Source organism: Neorhizobium sp. LjRoot104 (assembly GCF_964253725.1).
GTDB lineage: Bacteria > Pseudomonadota > Alphaproteobacteria > Rhizobiales > Rhizobiaceae > Neorhizobium.
In genome coordinates this window covers 15582-39242 of sequence record NZ_CAXURS020000004.1, presented here as the reverse complement: position 1 = coordinate 39242, position 23661 = coordinate 15582, and the positions used below count along the sequence as shown (strand labels likewise).

The window sequence follows — 23661 nt, the reverse complement described above, 5'->3', positions numbered from 1 at the left end:
GACGCCCGCCACGTGCACTGCTCATGCGCGAGCGATCTTCGCCCATAGGTTCATCGCCGCTTTGCGCAGTTCGCGATGATGGCTGGAGGGAATGTCGTGGCGCGGGATGTGGAAGAGGTTGGCAATCGGATCATGGATGGAAACGAAGAGTTGCAGATGTCGCTTTGACTTGAAGCGCTTCATGATCCGCTCTCGCCGTCGGATCGGCTGGTGGGAATTCTCCGCCGATTGTTCAGGCCTTTATGGGAGCGGTGCTCGACACCGGGCATGATTTCCTGCTTTGCGGCGCCATAGGAGCGAAGCTTGTCGGTGATCATCACGCGCGGCGATCGTCCCTGGCCTTTCAAAAGCTTGCGCATCAGGCGCTTGGCCGCCTTGGCGTCGCGGCGGCTTTGCACCAGAACCTCCAGGACAAAACCGTCCTGATCCACGGCGCGCCATAGCCAATGCTTCTTGCCCCGGATCGAAATAACGACCTCATCGAGATGCCATTTATCGCCGAGTCGGCCGCGCGAACGTTGACGGATTTGGTTGGTGAAAGTTCGTCCGAATTTCTCTGCCCACAGCCGGATCGTTTGATGCGAGACAATGATGCCACGAGCGGCCAGCATGTCTTCGACCATCCGCAGGCTCAGGGGAAAACGGAAATAGAGCCACACCGCGTGGGCAATGATTTCAGCGGGAAAGCGGTGGCGACGGTAGAGCGGATCACGGTCTGTCATGCCTCTTCATCGCCTATCAAGCCCCAAGTTCCGTTAACTTTACGATGCCCTGGAGACTCTTCCAGCAGCCAGTGAGAGCCTCCTTGCAGTTCGACGAAGCGATAGGAAGCGTTGACATGCGCGCTTGTCGCTTCCGCCGCGGCCCGGCCAAGCGCCTGATCGTTGCTTCCCCAGATAAATACGGTGGGCACGTTAATCCTGCCGATGCGGATGTGAAGATCGAGTGCCCGGTACCAGCTCAGTCCAGCCGTCAGCACGCCGGGCTGTGACAAGCGGGATACGTAATCATCGAGACGCGGTTTCGGCAGCTTGTCCTTGAATACTCGCTTCAGCGCGCTGGCGCCGCGTCGCAAGAGCAGCCATTCCGCGACATGGAAGGGAAGCCGAAAAACAGTGATATAGCGTGAGCGCCGCTTTTGATCCCTGTCGGTCCGGCGGGCCTCCAGCAGTGCATCGACATGCGGTGTCGAAACGATCGATAGCGACTGAAGCCGATCCGGATATCTGGCTGCAAGGCTCCAGGCGACGATACCGCCCCAGTCATGACCGGCCAGATGAAACCGCTCCAGACCAAGAGCGATTGCGATTGCGAGCACGTCGGCGACAAGGTCATCCACCGCGTAATCGCGTACTGTTTCGGGCCGCGCACCTGCCGAATAGCCGCGTTGATCGATGGCGATCGCGCGATAGCCGGCTTTTGCCAGCGCCACTGCCACTTCCGCCCAGCTGTCGGCGAATTGCGGGAAGCCATGAAGGAGAAGGACAGTTTCCCCTTCTTTCGGCCCGCACGCCAGGCCCGAGAACACCATTCCGCGAGCAGCCAGGGTGAATTCCTCGATATCCATCCAGGGTGCGGCCTGATTGCCGATATCCGTCATTGCGCAGAGGCATCTGCCGGCTGCCTTTTCCATCCGGCATCAGCGATCCACTTGAGCGCTGAAAGACTTGGCATGAACAGATATTCGCCGCCCTTCATGACGTTGAAGGTCTGAACGCCGTCGACCCGCTTACGAACCGGAGTCTGCGGAATGGTGAACTGGCCATCTTCTTCGTGCAATCCCACGATCGGATCTCGCTCTTCCCCGAGATCGACAAAGTTACCCCGGTTGATCCATTCCTGCTGCATGAACTCGATCGTGTCATAGGCCCGCGCGCTGATGAAGATGAAGAAAATTCCCCGGTCAGCCTTGCCGTCATCTTGCGGCGTGACATCCTCTGAATAGACCGGACCAAACGTCGATGATCTGCGAATGATGCGATGGATGTTGACGTCGGTCAGCAGGGTCAGTTCGGAGTCGCGCGGATTGAGCCGGCGCATGTGACAGCCAAGGGGTACGACGCGTCCCTTCGGATCATCCTTGAAATTGAAGTCATTGTTGCGTTGTGGATCATTGCCGAGATGCGGATCGTCGTGATCCGGCGACAGAATGAGCGGGGCGCCAGATCGCCAGCGACCGAACATTTTGGCAGCAAGGAGCTCGCGTTTCTCTTCAGTCTCACCATGGGCCTTGAGGAACGCATTAAAGCATCCGACGCGGCTCTGGAACTTGCGCAGGACAACGAAGGTGCCGTTCCTGCCGAGCACCGCAGGCTGCGGCATGGCCAGTTCCTGGCCGTTTTCGCTTTCATAACCAAGAATGAACTCCCCAGCTTTGATCGGCCGCTCCTCGCCGGGAAGCGGATCAATCCCGCTGCCTTCGACGGCCGGCTGCGAGATCGAATCCCGAAACCCGAACGGATTTTTAGCACCATCAGGTGCCCCGAAGCGATGCTCACCGAGGAGCGTGACGCCGCTGCTTCTGTCGAGTTCTGCCCGCGCCGTCGCCAGCGCCTTGTCGAGTGCCGCGTCGTCGACGGCATATATAGTCAACGCCAGATGACAGTTTCCGGGTTTGAACACGTCCTCCCACTGCTCAGGCGCATTTGGACCGAAGTCGCGAAGCTGTTCACGCCTGGCCGCCATACCCTGCTGAAACGGCAAGGGAAAGGTGTTGAGTTGAGCGTCCGGAACGCCGAGTGCCTTCAGACCTTCAAAGCTCAGTGCCGCGCCGATCCAGAAATCGAGATTGTCGGTCCAGTTGTCTGCCGAGGCAATGTGAGGCGCAAGGCGACCAAGAAGATCCCTTGCACCCTCGGGCTCATCGAAGTGGAGCATGGCGTGGATGCCGACATAAGGCTCGGGGCGGCTTCTGAGGATCAGTGCCTGGATGTCATCCAGCTCGAGAGAGACGCTGTCGCGTCGAAACCGTTGCCTGATCGATTGGAGAAGGTTCATACTCAGCCCACCTTGTCTAGGAATTCATTGACGGCATGCTCCATTCGTTGCAGCCGCCGCACATCGACCACGGTGACCTGCGGATTGGCAACGAACCATCCGGCCGCGGTAATCTGATGTTCGGCGATAAAGTCCTTGACCTTGGGGCTTGCGATGCCAGGCCAGCCCTCGACGGAGGCGAAGAGCAGATCCATCAGATCCGGGATTTTGGTGGCGAAGTCGTTGATATAGGTATCCCAGTCGCCATCATAGGCGGTGGCGAAGAGGATGCGCGTGTCATTGTCAAAGAAGACGAAACGCATGTTGTGCAGCGTGCCAACCTTCTGAGCGCCGTCGAAATTGCCATTCACCAGATTGAAAATGCGCCGAAGCCGGTCGGCGCCACCGGGCTTAAGATCGGCGATGGCCGTCAGCTCGGAGACATTGCCGGATTGGGCTCCGACCCGACCGGCGGAGCCTGCGGTACCCTTGAGATCGGGATTGTGCTTTGTGACCATCTGCTCAAGCGCAAGCTTGGCGAGTTGCGGGGCGTCCCCGACCACCTCCTCGATCCTGCGCCGAATGGCTTGCAAACGCGTCTCGTCGATCTGTGGGGTGTCGTCTGTGTCGGCCATGCTGGCCTCCTTTCCATGACATTCATGAATTGTCTGGCGATGAGGAATTATTCAATCCGGAATTTCGTCGATCGATGTCGGCTCTAAACGGGGCTGCGCGTTCAGCGCGTGACGGCGTGCCGCCGACCGCTTGTATGCGGCAATGCGGATACGCATGATCGATCCAAGCGGTTGATGATCCTTGATCCCGTGCCAGGGATTGAAGGATAAGACATCGTCACCATAGACCCGGCGGGCAGGGGAGTACGCCTCCTGAGCGGGAATGCGGAGCGTTGCAATGGGCTGTTGCGGAGACAATTCCTCGCGCCACAGCACGGCGGCATCTTCGACGGGCATATGGTCTAAACTGCGACAGAGCTGGGCGCGCAGTTCGTATTCCGCGGCCTGTTGTCTGAAGTGATCGACGACGAGATCGCGCATCGTACCGTCCTCGATATCACCGACGTCCTGACCGGTCAGATTGCGAACGTTTTCCGACAAAGGCGCGGCGCTGATCTTGGCGATGTAATCGCCAAACCGGATCGCGGCCATCGAATGATAGGTCTCGCCAAGCAAGTGGGCATTATCGCGCGCCAACCCCTTCAAGGTCGCACCTGGCTCGATGCCGACCGCTTCCACGGCCGTCTCCACGCCTCGCGCGACACCAGCCATGGCCCGCTGGAGGAACGCCGGGTTCTCCGCGTTCTTCTCCAGGAGACCGACAAGCTGGCGGTACTTCTTGATCGTGCCAAAGCTCAAAACCGGGATGTTGACGAGCAGAAAGTCCTGGTTGTGCCCGGCATCGTCGGCCAGCAACCGATCGCCATCGACGCCGATGACTTTGATCGCCATGCCACGTGGTGCCGGGATGGTGTCGGAGTGAATGTCGCCAGGTGCGGAGGACAGGCGAATGATCACGGAGTAAGTGGCCGGTCGCGCAAACAATCCCTGGCACAGATGGTCAGGAAGTTCCGGCACAACCAATTCACCCTTGAGAAAACCATGACTTTTGGCATGCGCGTCGCGGACGGCATGGCGGTGGCGCTCGAATGCCTTGCGGTTCGATTCAGCCATTATGTCGAGGATTTCAGCAGTGAGGGCATCCTCATCATCTGCTCGAATTTCGACATCTGCATGATAGGGAACGTACTCGCTCAAATGATCGCCTCAAATCTATCTTGAAACCATATCGACTTTGCTCGGGTTGAGATATCGCTTGATATCTGAAATAAGAATGCCTTACCTTCAGAAATGTTCCAGCACGGCTTGCTTTGTGGAGACAAAATGCCGACGAGCAGAAAAGAAACCCAGCGTCAGACACGCGAGAAGCTCTTGGAAGCCGCCCATGCATCGATTGTGCAGGAAGGCGTCGCGTCGTTCTCGATCCGTAGCATCTGCGCGGCCGCCGGGCGCACGCAAGGTGCTTTCTATTCGAATTTTTCGAGCAAGGACGATCTCCTCGTCGATCTGATGGAGATTCATATCCTTGAGGAAGTTTCGCTTTTGCGACGGATTGTGCACGAGGCAGCCAGCGACACCATTGAAGAAACGCTACGCGTTCTGGCCGAGCGACTTGCGTATATCGCCGCCGAGCCCGAATGGTCGCTTCTGTCGATCGAATTGCAGCTCCATGCCCGCCGGGACGAGGCGTTTGCCAAACGCCATAATGCCACGAAGGCGACCTGCTATCGGGTGATTTGCGAACTCATCGAGGATCTCGTTGAGAACTATGATCTACTTCCAACTTTGCCTCCCTTGCAAATCGGCATCGGCCTTTATGCTCTCTGGTCGGGTATGGCCATGCAGGGCGACGTGGCCCAGGCCATGCCACGAGAACAGATGCTGCTGGCCTTCTTCCGGGCGATGACAGGCCTGCATACGATGCAGCACGGATCAGACCACATCGCTGAAGCAGAAAAGTGAGCGCCAGGAACGGTGCCCGGTACATTACACGGATTTAATCCAATGGAGAGTTCGATGGCGAGCGTTGGTGCGCGTGCGTTCAGTTTTTCCAGAACACGTTGGGGTGCTTCCTCCCACCGCTACGTTCGGGACAAAAGACCGAGGGCGCTGGTCGTCGAACGTCAATCCGAATATGCAATCGACTACGATCTGATGTTCAATAAATTCGGCTTTCGGTCACTCTTCACCACGATCCCGGGGGAGGCGGGCAGGGCAGTGTCAGAGGATGAGGATATAGCCGTTGCGCTGATCGACGCCGACACTGTCGACCTTCGTCGTTGCCTCACCGTTCTCCAACGCATGCGCCCGCTGAAACTGATTGTCGTCGCCGGACCCGACGCCGAAATCGACGAAGAATATCCGTGCGACGTGCGGTTGGTTCGAAAGCCCTTGGTAATCCGGGAGCTCGAAAAAGAGGTGGCATATTTATAGTTCAAAGGGCGTTGTCACGTTGTTCGACTGAGGCCGGACGAAGCGCTTTCAGTTAAACTCAGGCAGTTGCGCCGGTCACGGCCTTCCAGTGCGCCATGACGCGGATCCGATGAATGTGGGTGGCGAGGGCGGAGTGTTTTTGATGCGGCGGGACGAAATGATTTCTAACCGCTGAAAACACGGGGACAAATTGTTGCAGACTGCCGACGGATCGGAAGCCCTGCATCACTCGTTCTCGTTTTCGCAGCGGCAGATGGGAATTTTCCGCACGGTTGTTAAGGCCCTTGTGTGATCTATGTTCAATGGCCGGCATCACATCTCGCTTTGCCGCCCCGTATGAACGCAGTTTATCGGTGACAATCCTCTTTGGCGCGAGGCCTTGCTTCTTCAGCAGCCTGATCAGCAATCGCTTGGCAGCCTTGGTGTCTCGACGGGTCTGCACGATCTCGTCGAGAACATATCCGTCCTGGTCGACGGCTCGCCAAAGCCAATGCTTTCGCCCGCCGATCGTCACGACCACTTCGTCCAGATGCCAGATATCCTCTCGCGACGGCGTCTTTCTGCGCAGTCGCTTTGCGTAGGCCGCACCGAATTTCCGGCCCCAGCGCCGGATCGTTTCGTAGGACACGACAATGCCGCGCTCCAGCAGCATTTCTTCCATCAGCCGCAGGCTTAACGGGAACCGGAAATACAGCCAGACGGCATGGGCGATGATATGCGGTGGGAAACGGTGGTTCTTGTAGCTTATGGTCGGCGTGCTCATCACGTCCGGTTATCCGTCAACCGTTAAGCCACGAACAACGTGACAACGCCCTGCAAGTTCCTGTTTAGCAACAGGAATAGGTAATTTTCGCCATCAAGACGCGGCCCGTAGTTCCGACTGGACAAGTGACACCCACATGGTCGCAGCAAGCGGAAGAACGGCGTCGTTGAAATCATACTTGGAAGAGTGGAGGCCGGGATTTTCTCCTGACGAACGACCAGCTCCAAGCCAGAAGTAGCAGCCAGGCTGTTCTTGAAGCATGAACGCGAAGTCTTCAGCCGCCATGCTGGGGAGGGCATCGACGATGGTCAGGCCTGGCAATGTTGCTGCAACCTCTTTCACGACAGCAGCTTGGTGGGCATCATTGATAGTGGCCGGATATCGGATAAAGTAATCGACAGCAGCGTGGCACCCAAGACCCTCAGCGATCGAAGCGGAGACCTGCTTGACCCGCTGCTGGATGCGCTCTCCGATCTCCTCGTCAAACCAACGAGTAGTGCCTCGAAGGACGACTTCTTCCGGGATTACGTTCCAAGCGTCGCCACCATGTATTTGTGTGACAGAAACCACCGCAGATTCGAGCGGTGAAACATTCCGGCTGGAGATGGTCTGAAGCGCAGAAACGATCTGTGAAGCGGCAACCACGGGATCAGCGCCTTCGTGTGGCATCGCGCCGTGGGCTCCCCTACCCCTAACGACGATCTCAAAGGTCGCGAATGCTGCCATCATCTGATCGGGTCGAGCGACGATTGAACCCAAGGGCAAAGCTGGCCAATTATGCATCCCAAAGACTGCGTCCACCTTGTAGTCTTTGAAAAGACCATCCTCAATCATCGCGCGGGCTCCGCCCTCATTTTCCTCAGCTGGCTGGAATATGAATGTAACGGTACCGTCGAACTCAATGCCTCGCAGGGCACGGGCCGCTGCGAGTGCTGACGCGACGTGTCCGTCGTGCCCACAGGCATGCATGATGCCGGGCTTCTTCGAGGCGTAAGGAAGCGAAGTGCTCTCCACGATCGGTAGGGCATCCATGTCAGCCCGAATACCTATCGAGCGGTTCGACGAGCCTTTTCTAAGGGTTCCGACAACGCCAGTCTTTCCATAACCCGACGCGATTTCGTACCCCCATTCGAAGAGCTTCGACGAAATGAAGGCGGACGTCTGTTTCTCGTCGAACCCAAGCTCAGGGTTTTCGTGCAGATGTTGACGCCAGCGGATTGCTTCTTCAACATGATCGTTTGAAAGCGTGTACCCCATCCTCAGCTCCTTGTTATAGTCAGTATCAGCACTTAGCGATCACGGTGCCAGCTGGGCAAGCAAACGAGTAGGGAAACAGTGACCTTGGTGCGGCTGGGGCGGAGAACGACCCTTTGTCCGGCATCAGCAAGGGATAGTCCCTTGGGTCGAGGGCCATCGGAACCTTCATCCCGAAGTTCAAGAGATGGCGCCCCCGGATCGAAAGATTTCTGCCTCCAACCTCAGCCGTACCCCCATGTTGAGCGGCGACTACGCATCTCGTGTAAGGCCTCGTGGATTCTCTTATAGCATGGCCGAGCGAAAAACTGTGGGCGAGGCACCAGCTCCTCCTGATCATCGACGATATGGCGGATCAGGGCCACACAGCAAGTGACATAGGTTCAAGGTTTGTCACATCGGGTGACAGCATTGCTCCAAAGCCCGGGACGGAAAGTGAGCCAATATGAGCGTCACCTCGGCTCAGACGCAGGCGCACGCGGCCATCCTGCCGGTGGTAGAGATCGGGATGTGCCGTAAGGAAAGCTTCGGCCTCGGCCTGAGGGCGATTATCGAATCCGTCGATGAAATGATGTGCGTTCTTTTCGACATGCGGCAGTCCGAGCCAGCTGACCAGTGCGAGGTCTTGCTGCAGCGAGATGCCGGGCTCGCAGGTGAGGTCTTCGGCGGATAGAAAATAGCGGCCAGGTTCCTGTTGGTTCCATACCTGCGCGCGCCCGGCGTTCAGGATGGATTTGTAAAGACCCTTGCAGACCTTTGACGAGACACCTGTGTAACCAAGCGACCGGGCATGCGGAAAAGCGTCAAGCGTACCATCGGATTCATTAATGATAACTGGAATGCAAGCGGCAAGGGCGCTGATCGGCTGCTCCAGGGTGCGGTCTCGGCGGATCGGCTGTTCGAGGCACAGGATTGTTCGGGCGAAACGGTGCAGGGCGGGATCGGCGCTGAGGTGAGCGAAGAAGGCCGCGATACTATCGCCATCCTCAAACTGCTCGTTGCCGTCAAGCGTGACGCGATAATCGATCCCGCTTGCGTCCAGAAGTGCAGTGATCCGGCGTATGCGATCGAGATCGACCTCAGGATCGCCGCCAATCTTGATCTTGTAATACCGGCAGCCATAGGTGGCGATGACTTCTGAGAGCGTCTCAGGCAGGCCATCATTGACCCCGCTTTCCTGATCGGCCGCAACCAGCGGGTCGACAAGGCCGACAGTGTGGCGGATTGCGATGGATGATGCGGGGCGCAGCGAAGCAAGGAAGGCATCAATATCAAAGCCTGCAAGCTCGGGTGTCAGGACGCCAATGCGAATACCGGCAAGATTGGCCGACATGGCATCGGCAAAGCTCATGGCCTCGACGCGGCAGAGGGCATCGAAGACGGCGCGGTCGAGCATGGCCATGCCAAAACTGGCGATCAGCGGATTAAGGGCTTCGGCTGTGCAAGCGGTAACCAGCGGCGTGTAATTTTCTTCGAACAACCCGTAAGCTGTTTGCGGACCGGAGGCGCGATAGGCCTCAGCTGCAAGCTCGATAGAGCGGCGCAACTGGTGGTGATTTTGATTGTCCGTCAGCCCCAGGTTCTTGTCAAACCACTTGGCACTCAGCGCTTCTGCCGACCAGCCGATAGCTTCGCGTCCGTCCTCAAGCCTGATACGGGCCGAAACAATAGCTTGACGACCACCGGTTGCAGTCTTGACGCCAAAGCGAAAAGGGATACGCAGCCGATAAGGCCGTTCGAAACAGGTGACATCAAGAATGTTCAGCCGCGGCGCGATCATGCCGGGACGAATTTCGGGTCATTGGCACCCTGACGACCGGTGAATATGTCGTAAATTTTCAGCGACAACGCCCCGAACTCGGCGGTGGCGCGGCTTTCAACCGTGCGCGGTCGCGGCATTTCGATATCGAGGATCGTATCAATCCGCCCCGGACGCGGTGACATGATCACTACGCGGTCGGAAAGAAACACCGCTTCAGGGATCGAATGAGTTACAAAAAGCACCGTCTTACGGGTGTCGGATTTTCTGAAGTCCTGCGAGACAGCGTTCCCGCAGCCGTGCTGGCGACCCGCCAGCTTTCCTCCATCTGCCCATCATCGGCGACGATCATGAAGCTTATCAGGCCGCCGACCTAACCACGGACCACAACCATGACCGATAAGACCTACAACGTGCTCTTCCTCTGCACGGGCAATTCCGCTCGTTCTATTCTCGCCGAATCCATCCTCAACAAGGAAGGTGGCGGACGATTCAAAGCCTTCTCCGCCGGCAGCCAGCCCAAGGGCGAAGTCAATCCACATGCCCTGAAGGAGCTGGAAGCGTTGGGCTATCCATCGACGGGCTTCTCGTCGAAGAGCTGGGATGTGTTCGCGGAGCCCGGCGCGCCGCAGATCGATTTCATCTTCACCGTCTGCGACAGCGCCGCCGGCGAAGCCTGTCCCGTCTGGATCGGCCATCCGATGACCGCCCATTGGGGTGTCGAAGACCCTGCCGCCGTCACGGGATCGGACGTCGAGATCCAGCGTGCCTTCGCACAGGCCGCGCGTTTCCTCAAGGACCGGATTGCCGCGTTCGTCAGCCTGCCGCTGGCATCCATCGATCACATGGCTCTGGAGACGAAGCTTCGCCAGATCGGTGCTATGGAAGGTTCGACATCGCCGCAGTGGAAGTCCGCCTGATGTCCACGTTCGAGCGCTATCTGACCATCTGGGTATTCCTGTGCATCGTCGCCGGTGTCGCCCTCGGCCATCTCATGCCCGGCCTCTTTCAGATCATCGGCGCGGCCGAGGTCGCCAAGGTGAACATTCCCGTCGCGATCCTGATCTGGCTGATGATCATTCCGATGCTGCTCAAGATCGATTTCCGGTCTCTGGCGCAGGTCGGCACGTACTGGCGCGGTATCGGCGTGACCTTGTTCATCAACTGGGCCGTCAAGCCGTTCTCCATGGCACTGCTCGGATGGCTTTTCATCGGTTGGCTGTTCCGCCCATACCTGCCTGCCGACCAGATCGACTCCTATATCGCAGGGCTGATCATTCTCGCCGCGGCTCCCTGCACCGCTATGGTGTTCGTCTGGAGCAACCTGACGCGCGGGGAGCCATTGTTCACGCTGTCTCAGGTCGCGTTGAACGATGCCATCATGGTCGTCGCCTTTGCTCCGATCGTAGGCTTGCTGCTCGGCCTCTCCGCGATCACCGTGCCTTGGGATACGCTCGTTCTTTCCGTCGCCCTCTATATCGTCGTGCCCGTCATTATCGCGCAGGTCATCCGCCGCCGCCTCACGGTTGGCGGTACGACGCAGGCACTGGATGGCGTGCTGGCAAGGTTGCAGCCGATCTCACTGGTGGCGCTGCTTGCGACGCTGGTTCTGCTCTTCGCCTTTCAGGGCGAGCAGATCATCGCTCAGCCCGCCGTCATCGGCTTGCTCGCCGTGCCGATCCTGATCCAAGTCTATCTGAACTCCGGGCTTGCTTATCTGCTCAACCGGATGACCGGCGAACGGCATTGCGTTGCCGGGCCATCGGCTCTGATCGGCGCCAGCAATTTCTTCGAGCTTGCGGTTGCTGCCGCCATCAGCCTGTTCGGCTTCCAGTCCGGCGCAGCACTCGCCACCGTCGTTGGCGTGCTCATCGAGGTTCCGGTCATGCTCTCGGTCGTCTGGATCGTGAACCGCTCGAAGGACTGGTACGAGGCCGCCCCCGCCGTCTCCAGAACCACCGTTACCGAAAGGCACTGACCATGGACGCGACCATCTATCACAACCCCGCCTGCGGGACGTCCCGCAACACGCTAGCGCTGATCCGCGCTGCCGGCATCGAACCTGCTGTCATTGAGTATCTGCTGAATCCGCCGACGCGCGAGCAGCTTGCGACGATGATCGCGGACGCTGGCTTGAACGTTCGGGAAGCCATTCGCGAGAAAGGCACGCCTTATGCCGAACTCGGTCTGGACAACCCAGACCTGACTGACGAGCAGTTGCTTGACGCGATGATCGCAACGCCGATCCTGATCAATCGCCCCTTCGTCGTGACACCGCTCGGCACCCGGCTCGCCCGTCCGTCCGAGGCGGTGCTCGACATCCTGCCCGACACCTTCAGGGGATCGTTCTTCAAGGAGGACGGTGAACAGATCCTCGACCAGGAAGGAAAGCGCATTGCCTGACACTTTCCCAGCACTGCAGGACGATCACCTATATTCGACAGATCTCGATGCCCTGCGTCCGGCGTTCTCAACGCATAAGCCGCGCATCCTGATCCTCTACGGCTCGCTGCGTGAGGTGTCGTATAGCCGCCTGCTCGCATTCGAGGTCCGCCGGCTGCTCGAACGCCTTGGATGCGAGATTCGTATCTTTGACCCGAAGGGCCTGCCGCTCCCTGACGAAGCGCCGGCGAGCCACCCGAAGGTGCAAGAATTGCGCGATCTTTCGCAATGGTCGGAAGGGCAGGTCTGGGTGAGCCCGGAACGCCACGGCGCGATGACCGGGATAATGAAGTCCCAGATCGACTGGATTCCACTCTCGGTCGGATCGGTCCGGCCGACGCAGGGCAAAACGCTTGCCGTTATGGAGGTGTCTGGCGGTAGCCAGTCCTTCAATGCAGTGAACCAGATGCGCATTCTCGGCCGCTGGATGCGGATGATCACCATCCCGAACCAATCCTCGGTCGCCAAAGCCTATCAGGAGTTCGACGCCGATGGCCGGATGAAGCCCTCGTCCTACTACGACCGGGTGGTGGATGTCTGTGAGGAGCTGGTGAAGTTCACCATCCTCACGCGCGACGCCTCCGCCTACCTCACCGACCGCTACAGCGAGCGGAAAGAGCAAACGGCCGAGCTTGAGAAGCGCGTGTCGTTGCGGTCAATTTGATGGGCTCGCGGTGGCGACAGCGTCCGTTTGACCGCTGTCGCCACCGTGAAAAGGCTCCGAACCCAAATGGGGCAGATGGCTGCTCCGATGACGAGCAGACGCGCGAAGCACGGCATATGCCCCGAGTCCCTCCCGGGTTCATGTTCCTAGTGCATCGGCGTAGGCCCCTTTCTTCAACTCAGGCGGCAAGATGTTGATCAAAGAAATTGGTCATCTTGTCGAACGGGATTACATCCAGCTTGTCATAGAGATCGGTGTGATTGGCGCCGGGAATGATCATCAGTTCCTTCGGCTCTGCCGCGTTCGCAAAGGCCGTCTCGCTGAAATAGCGCGAATGGGCCTTTTCGCCGTGGATCAACAGCATCGGACGCGGGGAAATCTCCCCGATGTAGCTCAGGATCGGCATGTTCATGAAGGACAACGGGGTCGTGAGCGTCCAGGAGCCGTTCGAGTTGATCGCCCGCGGATGGAAGCCGCGCGGCGTCTTGTAGTAGTCGGCGTATTCCACGACGAATTGCGGCTCGCCGCCCTTCAGCTCAAGGGAAACCGGACCATAGGCGGGCGTGCCCTTTTCCGCATCTTCCCAGCGCTGCCGGCTCAACTGTTCCAGCGTCTGCGCGCGTTGCTCCGCGGTCGTGCTGTCGTTGTAGCCTTTCGACATGACGCGGGTCATGTCGTACATGGTGCTGGCGACGACGGCCTTGACGCGCTTGTCGGAAGCTGCGGCATTCAATGCCATGCCGCCCCAGCCGCAAATGCCGATGATGCCGATCCGCTCACGGTCGACGGAAGGCTGCAGGCCGAGATAGTCGACGGCGGCGCTGAAATCCTCGGTGTTGATGTCCGGAGAAGCGACGTTGCGGGGCTCGCCGCCGCTTTCACCGGTAAAGGATGGATCAAAGGCCAGCGTGACAAAACCGCGCTCGGCCATGGTCTGCGCGTAAAGACCGGAGGATTGTTCCTTGACCGCGCCGAACGGGCCGCTGACGGCAATCGCCGCAAGCCGCTTTTCGGCACGGTCCTTCGGCAGATAGAGATCGCCCGTCAGGGTGATGCCGTACCGATTCTTGAACGTGACCTTCTGATGGTCGATCTTTTCGCTTTTGGGAAAAACCTTGTCCCATTCTTCTGACATGGTCTGAGCCTCTGTGTTGGAGATATTGAAAAGTGACGCCGCACTGAGCGCGGCCATGCCGGCGCCGGTCAGCTTCAGGACTTCGCGGCGACGAAGGGATGAACCGGACGCGTGCCCTGCCCCGGCTCCGGGTTTGTCGTGCTTTTGCATACCTGTTTCCTTTCTTCCGCCGAATATGGGCCACGCGGAAAAGGCGCACTAGATGGTCGATGTTGCTTGCAGTTATGAGGGGAGATCATCAATCGGGCCGAGATGGAGAGCCACCAGCGCGAGCACTGTCCTTGCGCTGAACGGTGACCCAAGCATCAGATAATGGGCAGCCCCCCGTCCAATTGTTTCATGAGGGATGTTCATGAAACTTATTCGACAAACGCGCCTAATCCGGTCCGCGCCAGACCCTACATTGACGGGGCCAGAACATGAGCCACGCAGACTTGGAAGGATCTGACATGAAGCGCCTCGCCGCAATTCTGATAACCGCCGGCCTCACGACGGGGCCTGCACTTGCCCAGGAAAGGACATCGATAATGGCGGACGACATTCAACGGGTTGCCCCAGCGCTTGGGGCCTACACACAGGACGGTTTGTTCGCAAAGGTGTGGCAAGGCGCCGATCTCTCCGCCCGCGACCGCGCGCTCGTCACTGTAGCGATCCTGATCACCCGCAACCAGACGGGCGAACTGGAAGATTATATCGCCCGCGCGCTCGATGCCGGCGTCACGCCGGCGGAAATGTCCGAAGCGATCACGCATCTTGCCTTCTATGCCGGCTGGGGCAATGCGATGGCCGCGGTCGAGGCGGCGGCGGATGTCTATGAGGAGCGTGGTGTCGGCGCTGATGCGTTGCCGCCCGTCAAGCCGGAACCCTTGCCGCTCGACGAGGAAGCGGAAAATGCGCGGCAGACGCAGGTGCAGGGGAATTTCGGAAGCGTCTCGCAGGGCGTCGTCGATAATACCGAAAACTTCCTGTTCCGCGACCTGTGGCTGCGTCCGGATCTCAAGCCGCGCGACCGCAGCCTGATCACCGTTGTCGCGTTGATCGCATCAGGGCAGGTCGCGCAGATGCCCTATCACCTCAATCGCGCGATGGACAATGGCCTGACCAGGGAAGAGGTGGGCGGCGTGCTTGCCCATGCGGCCTTCTATACCGGCTGGCCCAATGTGTTCACGGCGCTGCCCGTGGCGAAAGAGGTTCTCGAGAAACGCTCCAACTGATCAGGAACGAGAGCGACCTGCCCGAACGGCGTTCGGGCAGGTCGATCGTTAATTATGCTCGCGCATTTGCCGGGTCGTGAACACAAAATCGTTTGCCGCCTGCGACTGATGACAGGACGCGCAGCGCGAGCCGTCCTCGCTCCCGTTCGGTGACCTGTCCGGGGCGAATTCGCGGAAAAGCCACGCGCCGGCCTCGGAAACCGAGGTCCATTGCGCGCGTTTTTCCATGATGATGTACCGGTGGAGTTCATCGCCGCGATAATCTTCCATCATGATGACAGTGCCGTCGGGAAATGTCCGCCCCTCGCGCGCTGCGGCGACGGCTTCCGGCGAGGTGAAGATCTCCTCGCGAATATTGCCGCGGGTGACGGTCGCATAATGCACGCCGTCACGATATGCCTCGGGGAACGACACCTCCTCGTTGGCGGATTGGGCAAAAGCAAGGGTGGCGAGAACGAGCACCCCGCTTACGCCGAGTCCCGTGACGGTACGCAATCGCATGTCATTCTCCTGTTCTGTGATAGATCAGGAAAGAATGGGCGGTTTTGCGCAAGGCTTGTAGCGGGCCAAACCTGCATGCACTTATGAAGGCACTTCATCAGTCACGCGCGCTCACTCGCGATGACGCAGGGCGTCGACGATGAGCGAGAAGGCGGGCGAAGACTGCCGCCGGTGCGGATAATAGAGGAAGTAGCCGGGAAACGGCGGGCTCCACTCCTCCAGCACGGTCTGTAGCCGCCCGGATTTGACGTGGGCGGCCGTCATGCTCTCCGGGACATAGGCGATCCCGAAACCTTCCACGGCTGCCTGAACGCAAGGATAGATCGTGTTGAACGTGACCTGCCCTTCCACCCGCACACGAAGCTCGCGGCCGTCCTGCTCGAACTCCCAGGCGTAGAGCCCGCCAGGGGTGGACAGGCGCAGATTGATGCAACGATGCCTGGTGAGATCCTGCGGGGTCTCGGGAACGCCGTGCTTCCTAAAATAGGATGGCGCGCCGACCGCGACCATCCGGAAATCGGGTCCGATTTTGACGGCGATCATCCCTTCGGATACCTGCTCGCCCAGCCGCACGCCTGCGTCGATCTTCTCCCCGATGATGTCGGTCAGTGCATAGTCGGTGATGAGTTCGACGGAGATATCGGGGTTTTTGCGCAGAAGCGGCCTCAGCCTCGGCCAGAGAACCGTCTCGGCGGCATAATCGGTCGTGGTGATGCGAAACTGGCCGGCCGGTGTGTCGCGCAATTCGACGATGGAGGCGAGCTCGTCTTCCAGTTCCACGAAATGCGGCGCCATCCGTTTCATGATGCGCTCGCCCGCCTCGGTTGGAACAACCTTGCGGGTCGTGCGGTTCAGGAGCCGGACACCGAGCCGGTCTTCCAGAGCCTTGACCGAATGGCTGAGCGCGGATTGCGAGACGCCGATCTGCGCCGCCGCGCGCGTGAAGCTGCCTTCTCGTGCGACCACCACGAAGCCCATGAGGTCATCGATGTTCTCTTTCAGCATTGATGAGCCACCTTCATAATACCTGGCATATTACATAGGATAATCGAGGCCCACCGAACAGGGTATTCTTGGAAAATCGACATGAGGCGGAAGGAGATCATGAGATGAGGCTAGGGATTCTGGGCTCCGGCCTGATGGGCGGAAAACTGGGAACGCTATGGGCGAAAGCCGGCCATGAGGTGACGTTCAGTTATGCGCGCAGCCAGAGCAAGCTCGATCGACTTGCGCGGGAGGCGGGAGCGAAGGCCGGTACTGTTGCCAAAGCGGTCGAGGGAGCCGACGCCGTGCTCCTGGCCGTTCACTGGTCGCGTATCTCCGACGTTCTGGAACAGGCGGGCGAACTGGACGGCAAGATCGTGCTGAACTGCTGCGTGCCGCTCGATGAGCAAAACCGTGATCTCGTGGTCGGCGTCACCACCTCGGGTGCCGAGGAACTTGCGCGCCTGCGCCCGCGTGCGCGCTGGGTCTCGGCGTTCAACACCAGCCCAAGCGAAGCCTTCTTCGACGTCTTTGCTGGAAGAGACAGGGAACCGCGGCCGCAACTCCTCTATTATGGCGACGATAACGGAGCGAAGCGGGCAGCAGCCGGCCTGATCGAGGATATCGGCTATGAGCCGCTGGACGTCGGGCCGCTGCGCACCGGGCGTTTCGCGGAGCCGTTCGCGATGGTCACGGCCGAGCTTGCCTATTCGCAGCCGGGCGGGGCGAAGTTGACCTACCGCTTCAGCAGGTTTCGTTAGAATTCATGAGTCTTGCTCATAAGAGACAGTACGTGAAGAAGGCTAATCCAACATTCCCGCGAGCGCTATCTTACCGACAAGATTGAAAGTCCCCTGGAAAGGAAACAACGATGAAGATCACGAAAGCAGGCTCCACGCCTTCGACCAAAGGCCCCGAGGACTGGTTCACCGGAACTGTTCGTATCGATCCCCTGTTCAACGCCGAAGCGCCGGGCCGGGCCGGTGCGGGCGCCGTCACCTTCGAACCCGGTGCGCGTACCGCCTGGCATACGCATCCGGCAGGTCAGGCCCTGATCGTCGTATCCGGCTTTGGCCGTGTCCAGCGCGAGGGCGGTCCCGTTGAGGAGATCCGGGCCGGCGACGTCGTCTGGTTCCCCGCAGGAGAAAAGCATTGGCATGGCGCGGCCCCGGATGTGGCGATGACGCATATCGCGATCACGGAAACCGTCGACGGCAGCAACGTCACCTGGATGGAGAAGGTGAGCGACGCCGACTACGGCGTCTGATCGCTCCCTCAAATCTGGAGAGACGGCCGGCGCATCCCTTTCGCCGGCCGAAACTTTTTCGCGAATTCAAACAAGCGAGACAGGCATTGCCATGCGCCCGAATATCATCTGCCATATGATCTCGTCCATCGACGGGCGACTTCTCACCGAACGCTGGAACGCGCCGAACGGCGAACCTGCGACCGGCCTGATCCACCGCGTCTACGAAGAGGCGGCCGGGCGACTGGGCGGTCAGGGATGGATGGTCGGACGTAGGACGATGGCTCACTACATCGAAGATCAGCGCAAGCCGCAACTTCTCGAACAGCCGCTGAAGCGGCCCGCTTTCAAGGGTTCGCCGGCCGGCCGCAAGCTCGCCGTGGTTCTCGATCCGTCCGGAAAGCTGCTGCATGCCGGCGACGACCTCGACGGCGATCATGTCGTCTCGATCGTCTCGGAGCGTGTGGAAGAAGCCTATCTGGAGTCGTTGCGCCGGAACGGCGTGTCCTATCTCTTGTCCGGTTCCGACGGATCGGGCCTTTCAGACGCCGTGGCGGCGCTGGGCGAGATGTTCGACGTGAAGACCATCCTTCTCCAGGGCGGCGGGACGATCAATGGCGCGTTCCTGGCGGCCGGATTGATCGACGAGTTCAGCACCCTGATCTTTCCCTCGGTCGACGGCATGGCGGGTATCGCCTCCATCGTCGATTATCACGGCAGCCGAACCACACAGCCGTCTTCCGATTTCCGCTTCCAGTTGGCCGGCAACGAAACGCTCGAGGCCGGCACGGTCTGGCTGCGTCACAAGGTTCTTCGCAGACATGTCGCATAGTTCATCACCGGCCACGGCCTCCGCCGGGCAGACGGCGACCCTGTCCATCGTGGCCTTCGCGACGATGCTCGCGCTCGTCGTCTTCACCGTGCCGCTAACCACACTGGCCGACATCACCCGCTCGTTGTCGGCCGGTCCCAACGCCCAGGCCTGGATCCTGAGCGGCATGCCGGTCGGGGCCGCCGTCGGGCTTCTCGGGTTCGGAGCGCTCGGAGACAATTACGGCCGGCGCAGGATTTTTCTCTCAGGCCTCCTGATCACGGCGGGTTCGTCCCTCGTGGCGGCCCTGGCGCCGACATCGATCCTGCTGATTGTCGCGCGCATCGTCCAGGGCATCGGAAGCGCAGCCATCATGGCCTGCGGTCTGGGTCTCATCGGCCAGGTTTTCGCGGAAAGCCTGGCGCGCGCCCGCGCCGCGGCCATATGGGCGTCGGCGCTCGGCGCCGGGGTCGCGGTCGGCCCGGTCCTGGCGGCCCTTCTGCTGCCCGTCGGCGGCTGGCATGCGTCGCACTGGCTGATCGCCGCGATTTCCGCGGGCCTCTACCTCATGGCACGGGGCGTTCTTCCTCAGGACAGCGGGCAAACGCGCGGCAGCGTCGACGGGGCGGGGTCGCTGGTGATGGCGGCGGCGATCCTGTGCTTTCTCGCCGCGTTGACCGAAAGCCGCTTCGGCCTGCAACCGCATGTGCTGGCGCTGTTTGCAGGCAGCGCCGTCCTCGTCGTCGCCTTCATCCTTGTCGAAGGCCGCTCGGCCAATCCCGTGCTGCGACTCAGCCTGTTCAGACGTCCCGATTTCGTCGGCGCCACGGCCGGCGCCTTCGCCTCGGGCGCGGGTGTTCTTGCCATCATGACGATGATCCCTCTGATCATGGAACAGGGGTTTGGCATTTCGCCGTTCCGGGCGGCGGTCATCTTGATGGCGTGGTCGGCGACGACGGCGGTCGCAGCGCTTGGCGCCCGCCTGATCCCGGAGGACATCTCGCCACGCATGCTTCTCGTCACCGGCATGGTCGGCTGCGCGGCCGGGCAGGCCGCAACGCTGCTGGCGACGCCGGAGCGCGGTTTCGCCTGGGTGCTGCCAGGCCTGCTCATTGCCGGGATTGCGAACGGCATCCTGAATGCCGCCCTCGGCCATCAGGCGGTACAGAGCGTTCCGGCCGAGCGCACGGCGATGGGAAGCGCCGCCAACAATACCGCCCGTTATCTCGGCTCCGCCGTCGGCATCTCGCTGGCGACGATCATTATCACCCATGGCGCCGAAAGCGGCGTGGCGGGCCTCCTTTCCGGATGGAGGATCGCCGTCCTCGTCTCGGTGGGCTTCTCGATCGCAGGCGCCGCAATCGCCGCTGTCATGCGGCCGCTTAATTTATGAACACAACTCATGAGTTCTAGTAGCTTGCCCCGGCTAATCTTTTGACTGCCCGTACGTGATATTGACGACAGCGATGGCGCGACAGGCATTCGCCGGCGCCGACACCACGAGTATCGGTACAACGCGAGAGGTGGCGCCGGAATGCGACTTCACTGCAGAAAGACGGCTTTGAACTGCATTGCGGCCATCGGTGCAATGCTCGCCTTTACCCCCGGCGCAATGCTCTCCGCTCACGCGCAAGGGGGCTCAAAGGGCACATCGGAGGACGGAAGTATGAAGATACGTATCATCATAGAGGGGCAAGCCCTTTCGGCGACCCTCGACGACAGCACGGCGGCGAAAGACTTCGCATCGCTGCTGCCGCTCGATCTGACTCTCTCGGACTATGCCTCGACCGAGAAGGTCAGCGACCTGCCGCGTCGCCTTTCGACCGACGGCGCCCCCCGCAGCTACAAGCCTTCGGCAGGCGACATCACCTATTACGCGCCCTGGGGCAATCTCGCGATCTTCTATCGCGGCTTCAGCGACTCGGCCGGCCTCGTGCGGCTTGGTGCATTCGATGACGGCGTCGAAGCGCTACGACGCGATCAGCCGTTCAAGGCCCGCTTTGAAGTCGCCGAGTGAAGACCCCGATCAGAAGCGCAATTCAACCATATGTTTGCAGGCGCTTCGCGCCCGATGGAGAAAAACATGAGTGAAAACATCGAAGGAAAAGTCGTCGTCATCACCGGCGCAAGCTCGGGGCTCGGCGCGGAAACCGCCCGCCATCTCGTCAAGGCCGGCGCCAGGGTTGTTCTTGGCGCCCGCCGTCTCGACCGGCTCGAAGCGCTCGCCAGCGAACTCGATCTCGATACGCAGGCTATCGTCGAGACGGACGTGACCGACTGCCGTCAGGTCAAGGCGCTGGTCGAGCGCGCGGTCGAATTGCATGGCCGGATCGACGTCCTCGTCAACAATGCCGGCCTGATGCCGAGCTCGATGCTCGACAAACTGAAGATCGACGAGTGGGATCGGATGATCGACGTGAACATAAAGGGCGTTCTCTACGGCATCGCGGCGGCGCTTCCCCATATGCAGAAGCAGAAGTCCGGGCACATCATCAATGTGTCGTCTGTCGCCGGTCACAAGGTCGGCCCCGGCGGTGCGGTCTACGCCGGAACAAAGTGGGCCGTTCGGGCCATCTCCGAAGGGCTGCGGCAGGAAGTGAAAGCCTACAATATCCGCACGACGATCGTCTCCCCGGGCGCGGTAGCGACCGAACTGACCGACACGATCACCGACCAGGATGTCGCAGCCGGCATGAAGCAGGTTTACGAGGCGGCTATCCCGGCAAGCTCGTTTGCCCGCATCGTCGCCTTCGCGATCAGCCAGCCCGAGGACGTCGATATCAACGAAGTCCTCTTCCGTCCGACCAGCCAGGCCTATTGAGCCGGATGCCGCACCTGCGGGTCGCCTCGATTTCGAAAAACGGGAGCACTGGAACATGCCGCACATTGTCATAAAGGCCATGGCGGGCCGCAGCGAAGAGCAGAAGAAGCGCCTGGCCCAGGCCATTGCGCGTGACGTCGTCGATATCCTCGAATGCGACGAGGCTTCGGTCTCGGTCGCTTTCGAGGACGTGGCATCCGGCCGATGGAAAGACGAGGTCTACCTGCCCGACATTCAGGGGCATCGGGACAGGCTTTACAAGAAACCCGGATACGAGATGTAGGGAGCTCTCGGCTGGCCGTTTCGTCGGCCAGCCCGCGCGAGAGACAATGGAAAACACTCCGAAGAAATTCATCGATACCAGCATGGCCAGCGACGGCACTGCGCGCAAGACGTGTCGGTTCATCGGCATGGCGCTGATATCTCTCGCGCTGTCCAACTCGGCGCCCATGATCGCCGAGGCGCAGGATGCCGCCACGCCGATCCTCGGCCGTAGTGAAAGCGCATGGACATCGACCGTCGTCGCCGAAGGGCTGGATTACCCTTGGGACATCGTGCTGGGCGGCGAACGCCTGATCCTGACCGAGAAGGCGGGTTCCGTCGTCACGGTCGCTGGCGGCGAACTTCAACGGCACACGCTCGAAACGTCACACCCGCTTCGCACCGAGGGCGGTGCGGGACTGCTCGGGATCGCCCTGGCGCCGGATTTCGCATCGAGCGGCAGGGCCTTCTTCTACTACTCCTACGTTGCCTCTTCAGGCCCCGCGAACCGCGTCGTGTCGGCCGTTTTTGATGGCGGCGCATGGCGCGAAACCGGCATTCTGATCGACGGCATTCCCGGCCACCGCCTCTATAACGGCGGCCGGATCGCGATCGGGCCCGACGGCCACCTCTATGTGACAACAGGATGGACAGAGAACTACGATCTGCCCCAGGACCCCGACAGCATGGCCGGCAAGATTCTGCGGGTGACGCTGGACGGTGCGGTGCCCGCGGACAATCCGTTTCCCGGCTCGAAGGTCTATTCTTATGGCCATCGCAATCCCCAGGGGCTGGCTTGGAGCCCCGCGGGCGAGCTGTTCGTCTCCGAGCATGGCCAGTCCGCGCTCGACGAAATCAACCGCGTCGAACCCGGCGGCAATTACGGCTGGCCCGAGATTCAGGGGGACGAGACGCGGGATGGCATGAAGGCGCCCTTCGCCCATTCCGGTCGCTCGACCTGGGCGCAGTCCGGCATCGCCTTCGCTGGCGAGGAACTGCTTGTGGCCGCCCTCCAGGGAAAAGGCCTCTATGTCCTTGACGGCGCAAATCGCAGCCTCAAACCCGTGTTCGAGACCGGCGAACGCTACAGGCAGGTGCTGCCCGTCGGAAGCGATCTCTTTGTCATCACCACCAATCGCTCGCCGCGCGGACAAGGCGCGTCCAATGACAGCCTGATCAGGCTGTCGCCCGCCGGCTGAGCGGTTCGATATCCGAAATTGCAAGGATGCTGACGTGAGTCCTTGGAACAACGACCTTTTGCAACGGATCGCCGGGAGCGACGATCTCCATATCGCTCCGCTGCGCGACGACCTCGTGACCTTCGGGACGCCGACCTGGATCTGGTCGGTGGTCGTGGACGGCGATCTCTATGTGCGTGCCTATAACGGGCGGAATTCCCGTTGGTATCGCTCGGCGATGGAAAACAAGAAAGGGCGGATCAAGGCGGCCGGCGAAACGATCGACGTTTCATTCGAGCCGGTCGAGGGGGCCGTCAACGATCTTGTCGATGCGGCCTATCGGTCCAAATACGGCACGAGCCGGTATCTCGCTGCGATGATCGGAGACCGGGCGCGCGCCGCCACCGTCAGGGTCACGCCGACAGTCTTGTAGCTTTGCGAAGGCAGGGAACAATCGATCAAATCCGGATGTTCCAGAAACCAGGCTCATAAGTGTAATCGGAACTGCCTGGCTAGTGGGCGCCCGGTCGATCTGATGAACTGAGACCGTCAAAAGATGTTTCGATCAAGCACCCGAAAGGATTCTCTATGTCGGAAGAATACATTGGCAAACGTCACTCCGCAGATAAGAGCCGCCGCAATCT

Annotated in this window: 26 protein-coding genes and 2 pseudogenes; 16 read left to right on the top strand and 12 right to left on the bottom strand. The window is 60.2% G+C overall.

What is annotated here, in order from left to right; all coding sequences use genetic code 11:
- Positions 1 to 21: 21 nt before the first annotated feature.
- The 5 genes and pseudogenes from ACSQ8R_RS32500 to ACSQ8R_RS32480 form a co-directional block, all read right to left on the bottom strand.
- Positions 22 to 722 (bottom strand): annotated as a pseudogene (locus tag ACSQ8R_RS32500) (IS6 family transposase).
- Positions 719 to 1600, bottom strand: a complete 882-nt coding sequence (locus ACSQ8R_RS32495) for an alpha/beta fold hydrolase (RefSeq protein ID WP_197082564.1) — start codon at positions 1598 to 1600, stop codon at positions 719 to 721. The pseudogene ACSQ8R_RS32500 and the gene ACSQ8R_RS32495 overlap by 4 nt, the downstream one beginning before the upstream one ends.
- Entirely contained in the window at positions 1597 to 2997 is a 1401-nt protein-coding gene (locus ACSQ8R_RS32490) for a Dyp-type peroxidase (RefSeq protein ID WP_037094933.1), read from the bottom strand. Before ACSQ8R_RS32490 ends, ACSQ8R_RS32495 begins: the two co-directional genes overlap by 4 nt.
- A gap of 2 nt (positions 2998 to 2999) precedes the next feature.
- Positions 3000 to 3611, bottom strand: a complete 612-nt coding sequence (locus ACSQ8R_RS32485) for a hypothetical protein (protein WP_046797775.1) — start codon at positions 3609 to 3611, stop codon at positions 3000 to 3002.
- A 51-nt stretch (positions 3612 to 3662) separates the two neighbouring features.
- Positions 3663 to 4748: a catalase family protein gene (locus tag ACSQ8R_RS32480; RefSeq protein WP_052821441.1), complete on the bottom strand. Its 1086-nt coding sequence runs from the start codon at positions 4746 to 4748 to the stop codon at positions 3663 to 3665.
- A gap of 126 nt (positions 4749 to 4874) precedes the next feature.
- Between ACSQ8R_RS32480 and ACSQ8R_RS32475 the strand changes: the two genes are divergently transcribed.
- Positions 4875 to 5513, top strand: coding sequence for a TetR/AcrR family transcriptional regulator (locus tag ACSQ8R_RS32475; protein ID WP_046797773.1), 639 nt, complete (start codon positions 4875 to 4877; stop codon positions 5511 to 5513).
- A 54-nt stretch (positions 5514 to 5567) separates the two neighbouring features.
- Positions 5568 to 5984: a hypothetical protein gene (locus ACSQ8R_RS32470; protein WP_046797772.1), complete on the top strand. Its 417-nt coding sequence runs from the start codon at positions 5568 to 5570 to the stop codon at positions 5982 to 5984.
- A gap of 58 nt (positions 5985 to 6042) precedes the next feature.
- Here ACSQ8R_RS32470 and ACSQ8R_RS32465 read toward each other — a convergent pair.
- The 4 genes and pseudogenes from ACSQ8R_RS32465 to ACSQ8R_RS32450 form a co-directional block, all read right to left on the bottom strand.
- Positions 6043 to 6760, bottom strand: a pseudogene (locus ACSQ8R_RS32465) (IS6 family transposase).
- 80 nt (positions 6761 to 6840) lie between these two features.
- The gene (locus ACSQ8R_RS32460; RefSeq protein WP_046797746.1) at positions 6841 to 8004 is read right to left on the bottom strand and encodes a M20 aminoacylase family protein; all 1164 of its coding nucleotides are present in this window, start codon (positions 8002 to 8004) and stop codon (positions 6841 to 6843) included.
- Positions 8005 to 8356: 352 nt separating this feature from the next.
- Complete coding sequence (locus ACSQ8R_RS32455) at positions 8357 to 9781, bottom strand: mandelate racemase (RefSeq protein WP_046797745.1); 1425 nt, start codon at positions 9779 to 9781, stop codon at positions 8357 to 8359.
- Complete coding sequence (locus ACSQ8R_RS32450) at positions 9778 to 9945, bottom strand: hypothetical protein (protein ID WP_245282246.1); 168 nt, start codon at positions 9943 to 9945, stop codon at positions 9778 to 9780. The genes ACSQ8R_RS32455 and ACSQ8R_RS32450 overlap by 4 nt, the downstream gene beginning before the upstream one ends.
- A gap of 207 nt (positions 9946 to 10152) precedes the next feature.
- On the opposite strand from ACSQ8R_RS32450, the gene ACSQ8R_RS32445 reads away from it, so the two are divergent.
- The 4 genes from ACSQ8R_RS32445 to arsH are packed head-to-tail and all read left to right on the top strand — an operon-like array spanning position 10153 to position 12866.
- Positions 10153 to 10680, top strand: coding sequence for an arsenate reductase ArsC (locus ACSQ8R_RS32445; RefSeq protein ID WP_046797743.1), 528 nt, complete (start codon positions 10153 to 10155; stop codon positions 10678 to 10680).
- A complete protein-coding gene (arsB, locus tag ACSQ8R_RS32440; protein ID WP_046797742.1) occupies positions 10680 to 11738 on the top strand; it encodes an ACR3 family arsenite efflux transporter in 1059 nt (352 codons plus the stop codon). Before ACSQ8R_RS32445 ends, arsB begins: the two co-directional genes overlap by 1 nt.
- Entirely contained in the window at positions 11735 to 12163 is a 429-nt protein-coding gene (arsC, locus tag ACSQ8R_RS32435) for an arsenate reductase (glutaredoxin) (protein WP_245282248.1), read from the top strand. The genes arsB and arsC overlap by 4 nt, the downstream gene beginning before the upstream one ends.
- On the top strand, positions 12156 to 12866 hold the full coding sequence (arsH, locus tag ACSQ8R_RS32430) for an arsenical resistance protein ArsH (RefSeq protein ID WP_263136276.1): 711 nt from the start codon (positions 12156 to 12158) through the stop codon (positions 12864 to 12866). The genes arsC and arsH overlap by 8 nt, the downstream gene beginning before the upstream one ends.
- A 178-nt stretch (positions 12867 to 13044) precedes the next feature.
- Here arsH and ACSQ8R_RS32425 read toward each other — a convergent pair whose 3' ends face one another.
- On the bottom strand, positions 13045 to 14151 hold the full coding sequence (locus tag ACSQ8R_RS32425) for an alpha/beta hydrolase (protein ID WP_046797740.1): 1107 nt from the start codon (positions 14149 to 14151) through the stop codon (positions 13045 to 13047).
- 299 nt (positions 14152 to 14450) lie between these two features.
- Here ACSQ8R_RS32425 and ACSQ8R_RS32420 point away from each other — a divergent pair, with 299 nt between their 5' ends.
- Entirely contained in the window at positions 14451 to 15215 is a 765-nt protein-coding gene (locus ACSQ8R_RS32420) for a carboxymuconolactone decarboxylase family protein (protein WP_046797739.1), read from the top strand.
- Positions 15216 to 15263: 48 nt separating this feature from the next.
- Here ACSQ8R_RS32420 and ACSQ8R_RS32415 read toward each other — a convergent pair whose 3' ends face one another.
- Positions 15264 to 15716 (bottom strand): cytochrome P460 family protein, encoded by a 453-nt coding sequence (locus tag ACSQ8R_RS32415; RefSeq protein ID WP_052760564.1) that lies wholly within the window; start codon positions 15714 to 15716, stop codon positions 15264 to 15266.
- 111 nt (positions 15717 to 15827) lie between these two features.
- A complete protein-coding gene (locus ACSQ8R_RS32410) occupies positions 15828 to 16721 on the bottom strand; it encodes a LysR family transcriptional regulator (protein ID WP_046797738.1) in 894 nt (297 codons plus the stop codon).
- Positions 16722 to 16825: 104 nt separating this feature from the next.
- Here ACSQ8R_RS32410 and ACSQ8R_RS32405 point away from each other — a divergent pair, with 104 nt between their 5' ends.
- The 9 genes from ACSQ8R_RS32405 (at position 16826) to ACSQ8R_RS32365 (ending at position 23450) form a co-directional block, all read left to right on the top strand.
- Positions 16826 to 17461, top strand: coding sequence for an NADPH-dependent F420 reductase (locus tag ACSQ8R_RS32405; protein WP_046797737.1), 636 nt, complete (start codon positions 16826 to 16828; stop codon positions 17459 to 17461).
- Positions 17462 to 17571: 110 nt separating this feature from the next.
- Positions 17572 to 17967 (top strand): (R)-mandelonitrile lyase, encoded by a 396-nt coding sequence (locus ACSQ8R_RS32400; RefSeq protein ID WP_046797736.1) that lies wholly within the window; start codon positions 17572 to 17574, stop codon positions 17965 to 17967.
- Positions 17968 to 18058: 91 nt separating this feature from the next.
- Complete coding sequence (locus tag ACSQ8R_RS32395) at positions 18059 to 18778, top strand: dihydrofolate reductase family protein (RefSeq protein ID WP_052760563.1); 720 nt, start codon at positions 18059 to 18061, stop codon at positions 18776 to 18778.
- A complete protein-coding gene (locus ACSQ8R_RS32390) occupies positions 18768 to 20150 on the top strand; it encodes an MFS transporter (RefSeq protein WP_046797735.1) in 1383 nt (460 codons plus the stop codon). The genes ACSQ8R_RS32395 and ACSQ8R_RS32390 overlap by 11 nt, the downstream gene beginning before the upstream one ends.
- Before the next feature lie 273 nt (positions 20151 to 20423).
- A complete protein-coding gene (locus tag ACSQ8R_RS32385; RefSeq protein ID WP_046797734.1) occupies positions 20424 to 20774 on the top strand; it encodes a cyclophilin-like fold protein in 351 nt (116 codons plus the stop codon).
- 66 nt (positions 20775 to 20840) lie between these two features.
- On the top strand, positions 20841 to 21578 hold the full coding sequence (locus ACSQ8R_RS32380; RefSeq protein ID WP_046797750.1) for an SDR family oxidoreductase: 738 nt from the start codon (positions 20841 to 20843) through the stop codon (positions 21576 to 21578).
- A gap of 55 nt (positions 21579 to 21633) precedes the next feature.
- A complete protein-coding gene (locus tag ACSQ8R_RS32375; RefSeq protein WP_046797733.1) occupies positions 21634 to 21861 on the top strand; it encodes a tautomerase family protein in 228 nt (75 codons plus the stop codon).
- Positions 21862 to 21988: 127 nt separating this feature from the next.
- Positions 21989 to 23038: a PQQ-dependent sugar dehydrogenase gene (locus ACSQ8R_RS32370; RefSeq protein WP_046797749.1), complete on the top strand. Its 1050-nt coding sequence runs from the start codon at positions 21989 to 21991 to the stop codon at positions 23036 to 23038.
- Between the two features lie 34 nt (positions 23039 to 23072).
- Positions 23073 to 23450 carry a DUF2255 family protein gene (locus tag ACSQ8R_RS32365; RefSeq protein WP_046797732.1) on the top strand — a complete coding sequence of 126 codons (378 nt, stop codon included), beginning with the start codon at positions 23073 to 23075 and terminating at the stop codon, positions 23448 to 23450.
- Positions 23451 to 23661 lie beyond the last annotated feature (211 nt).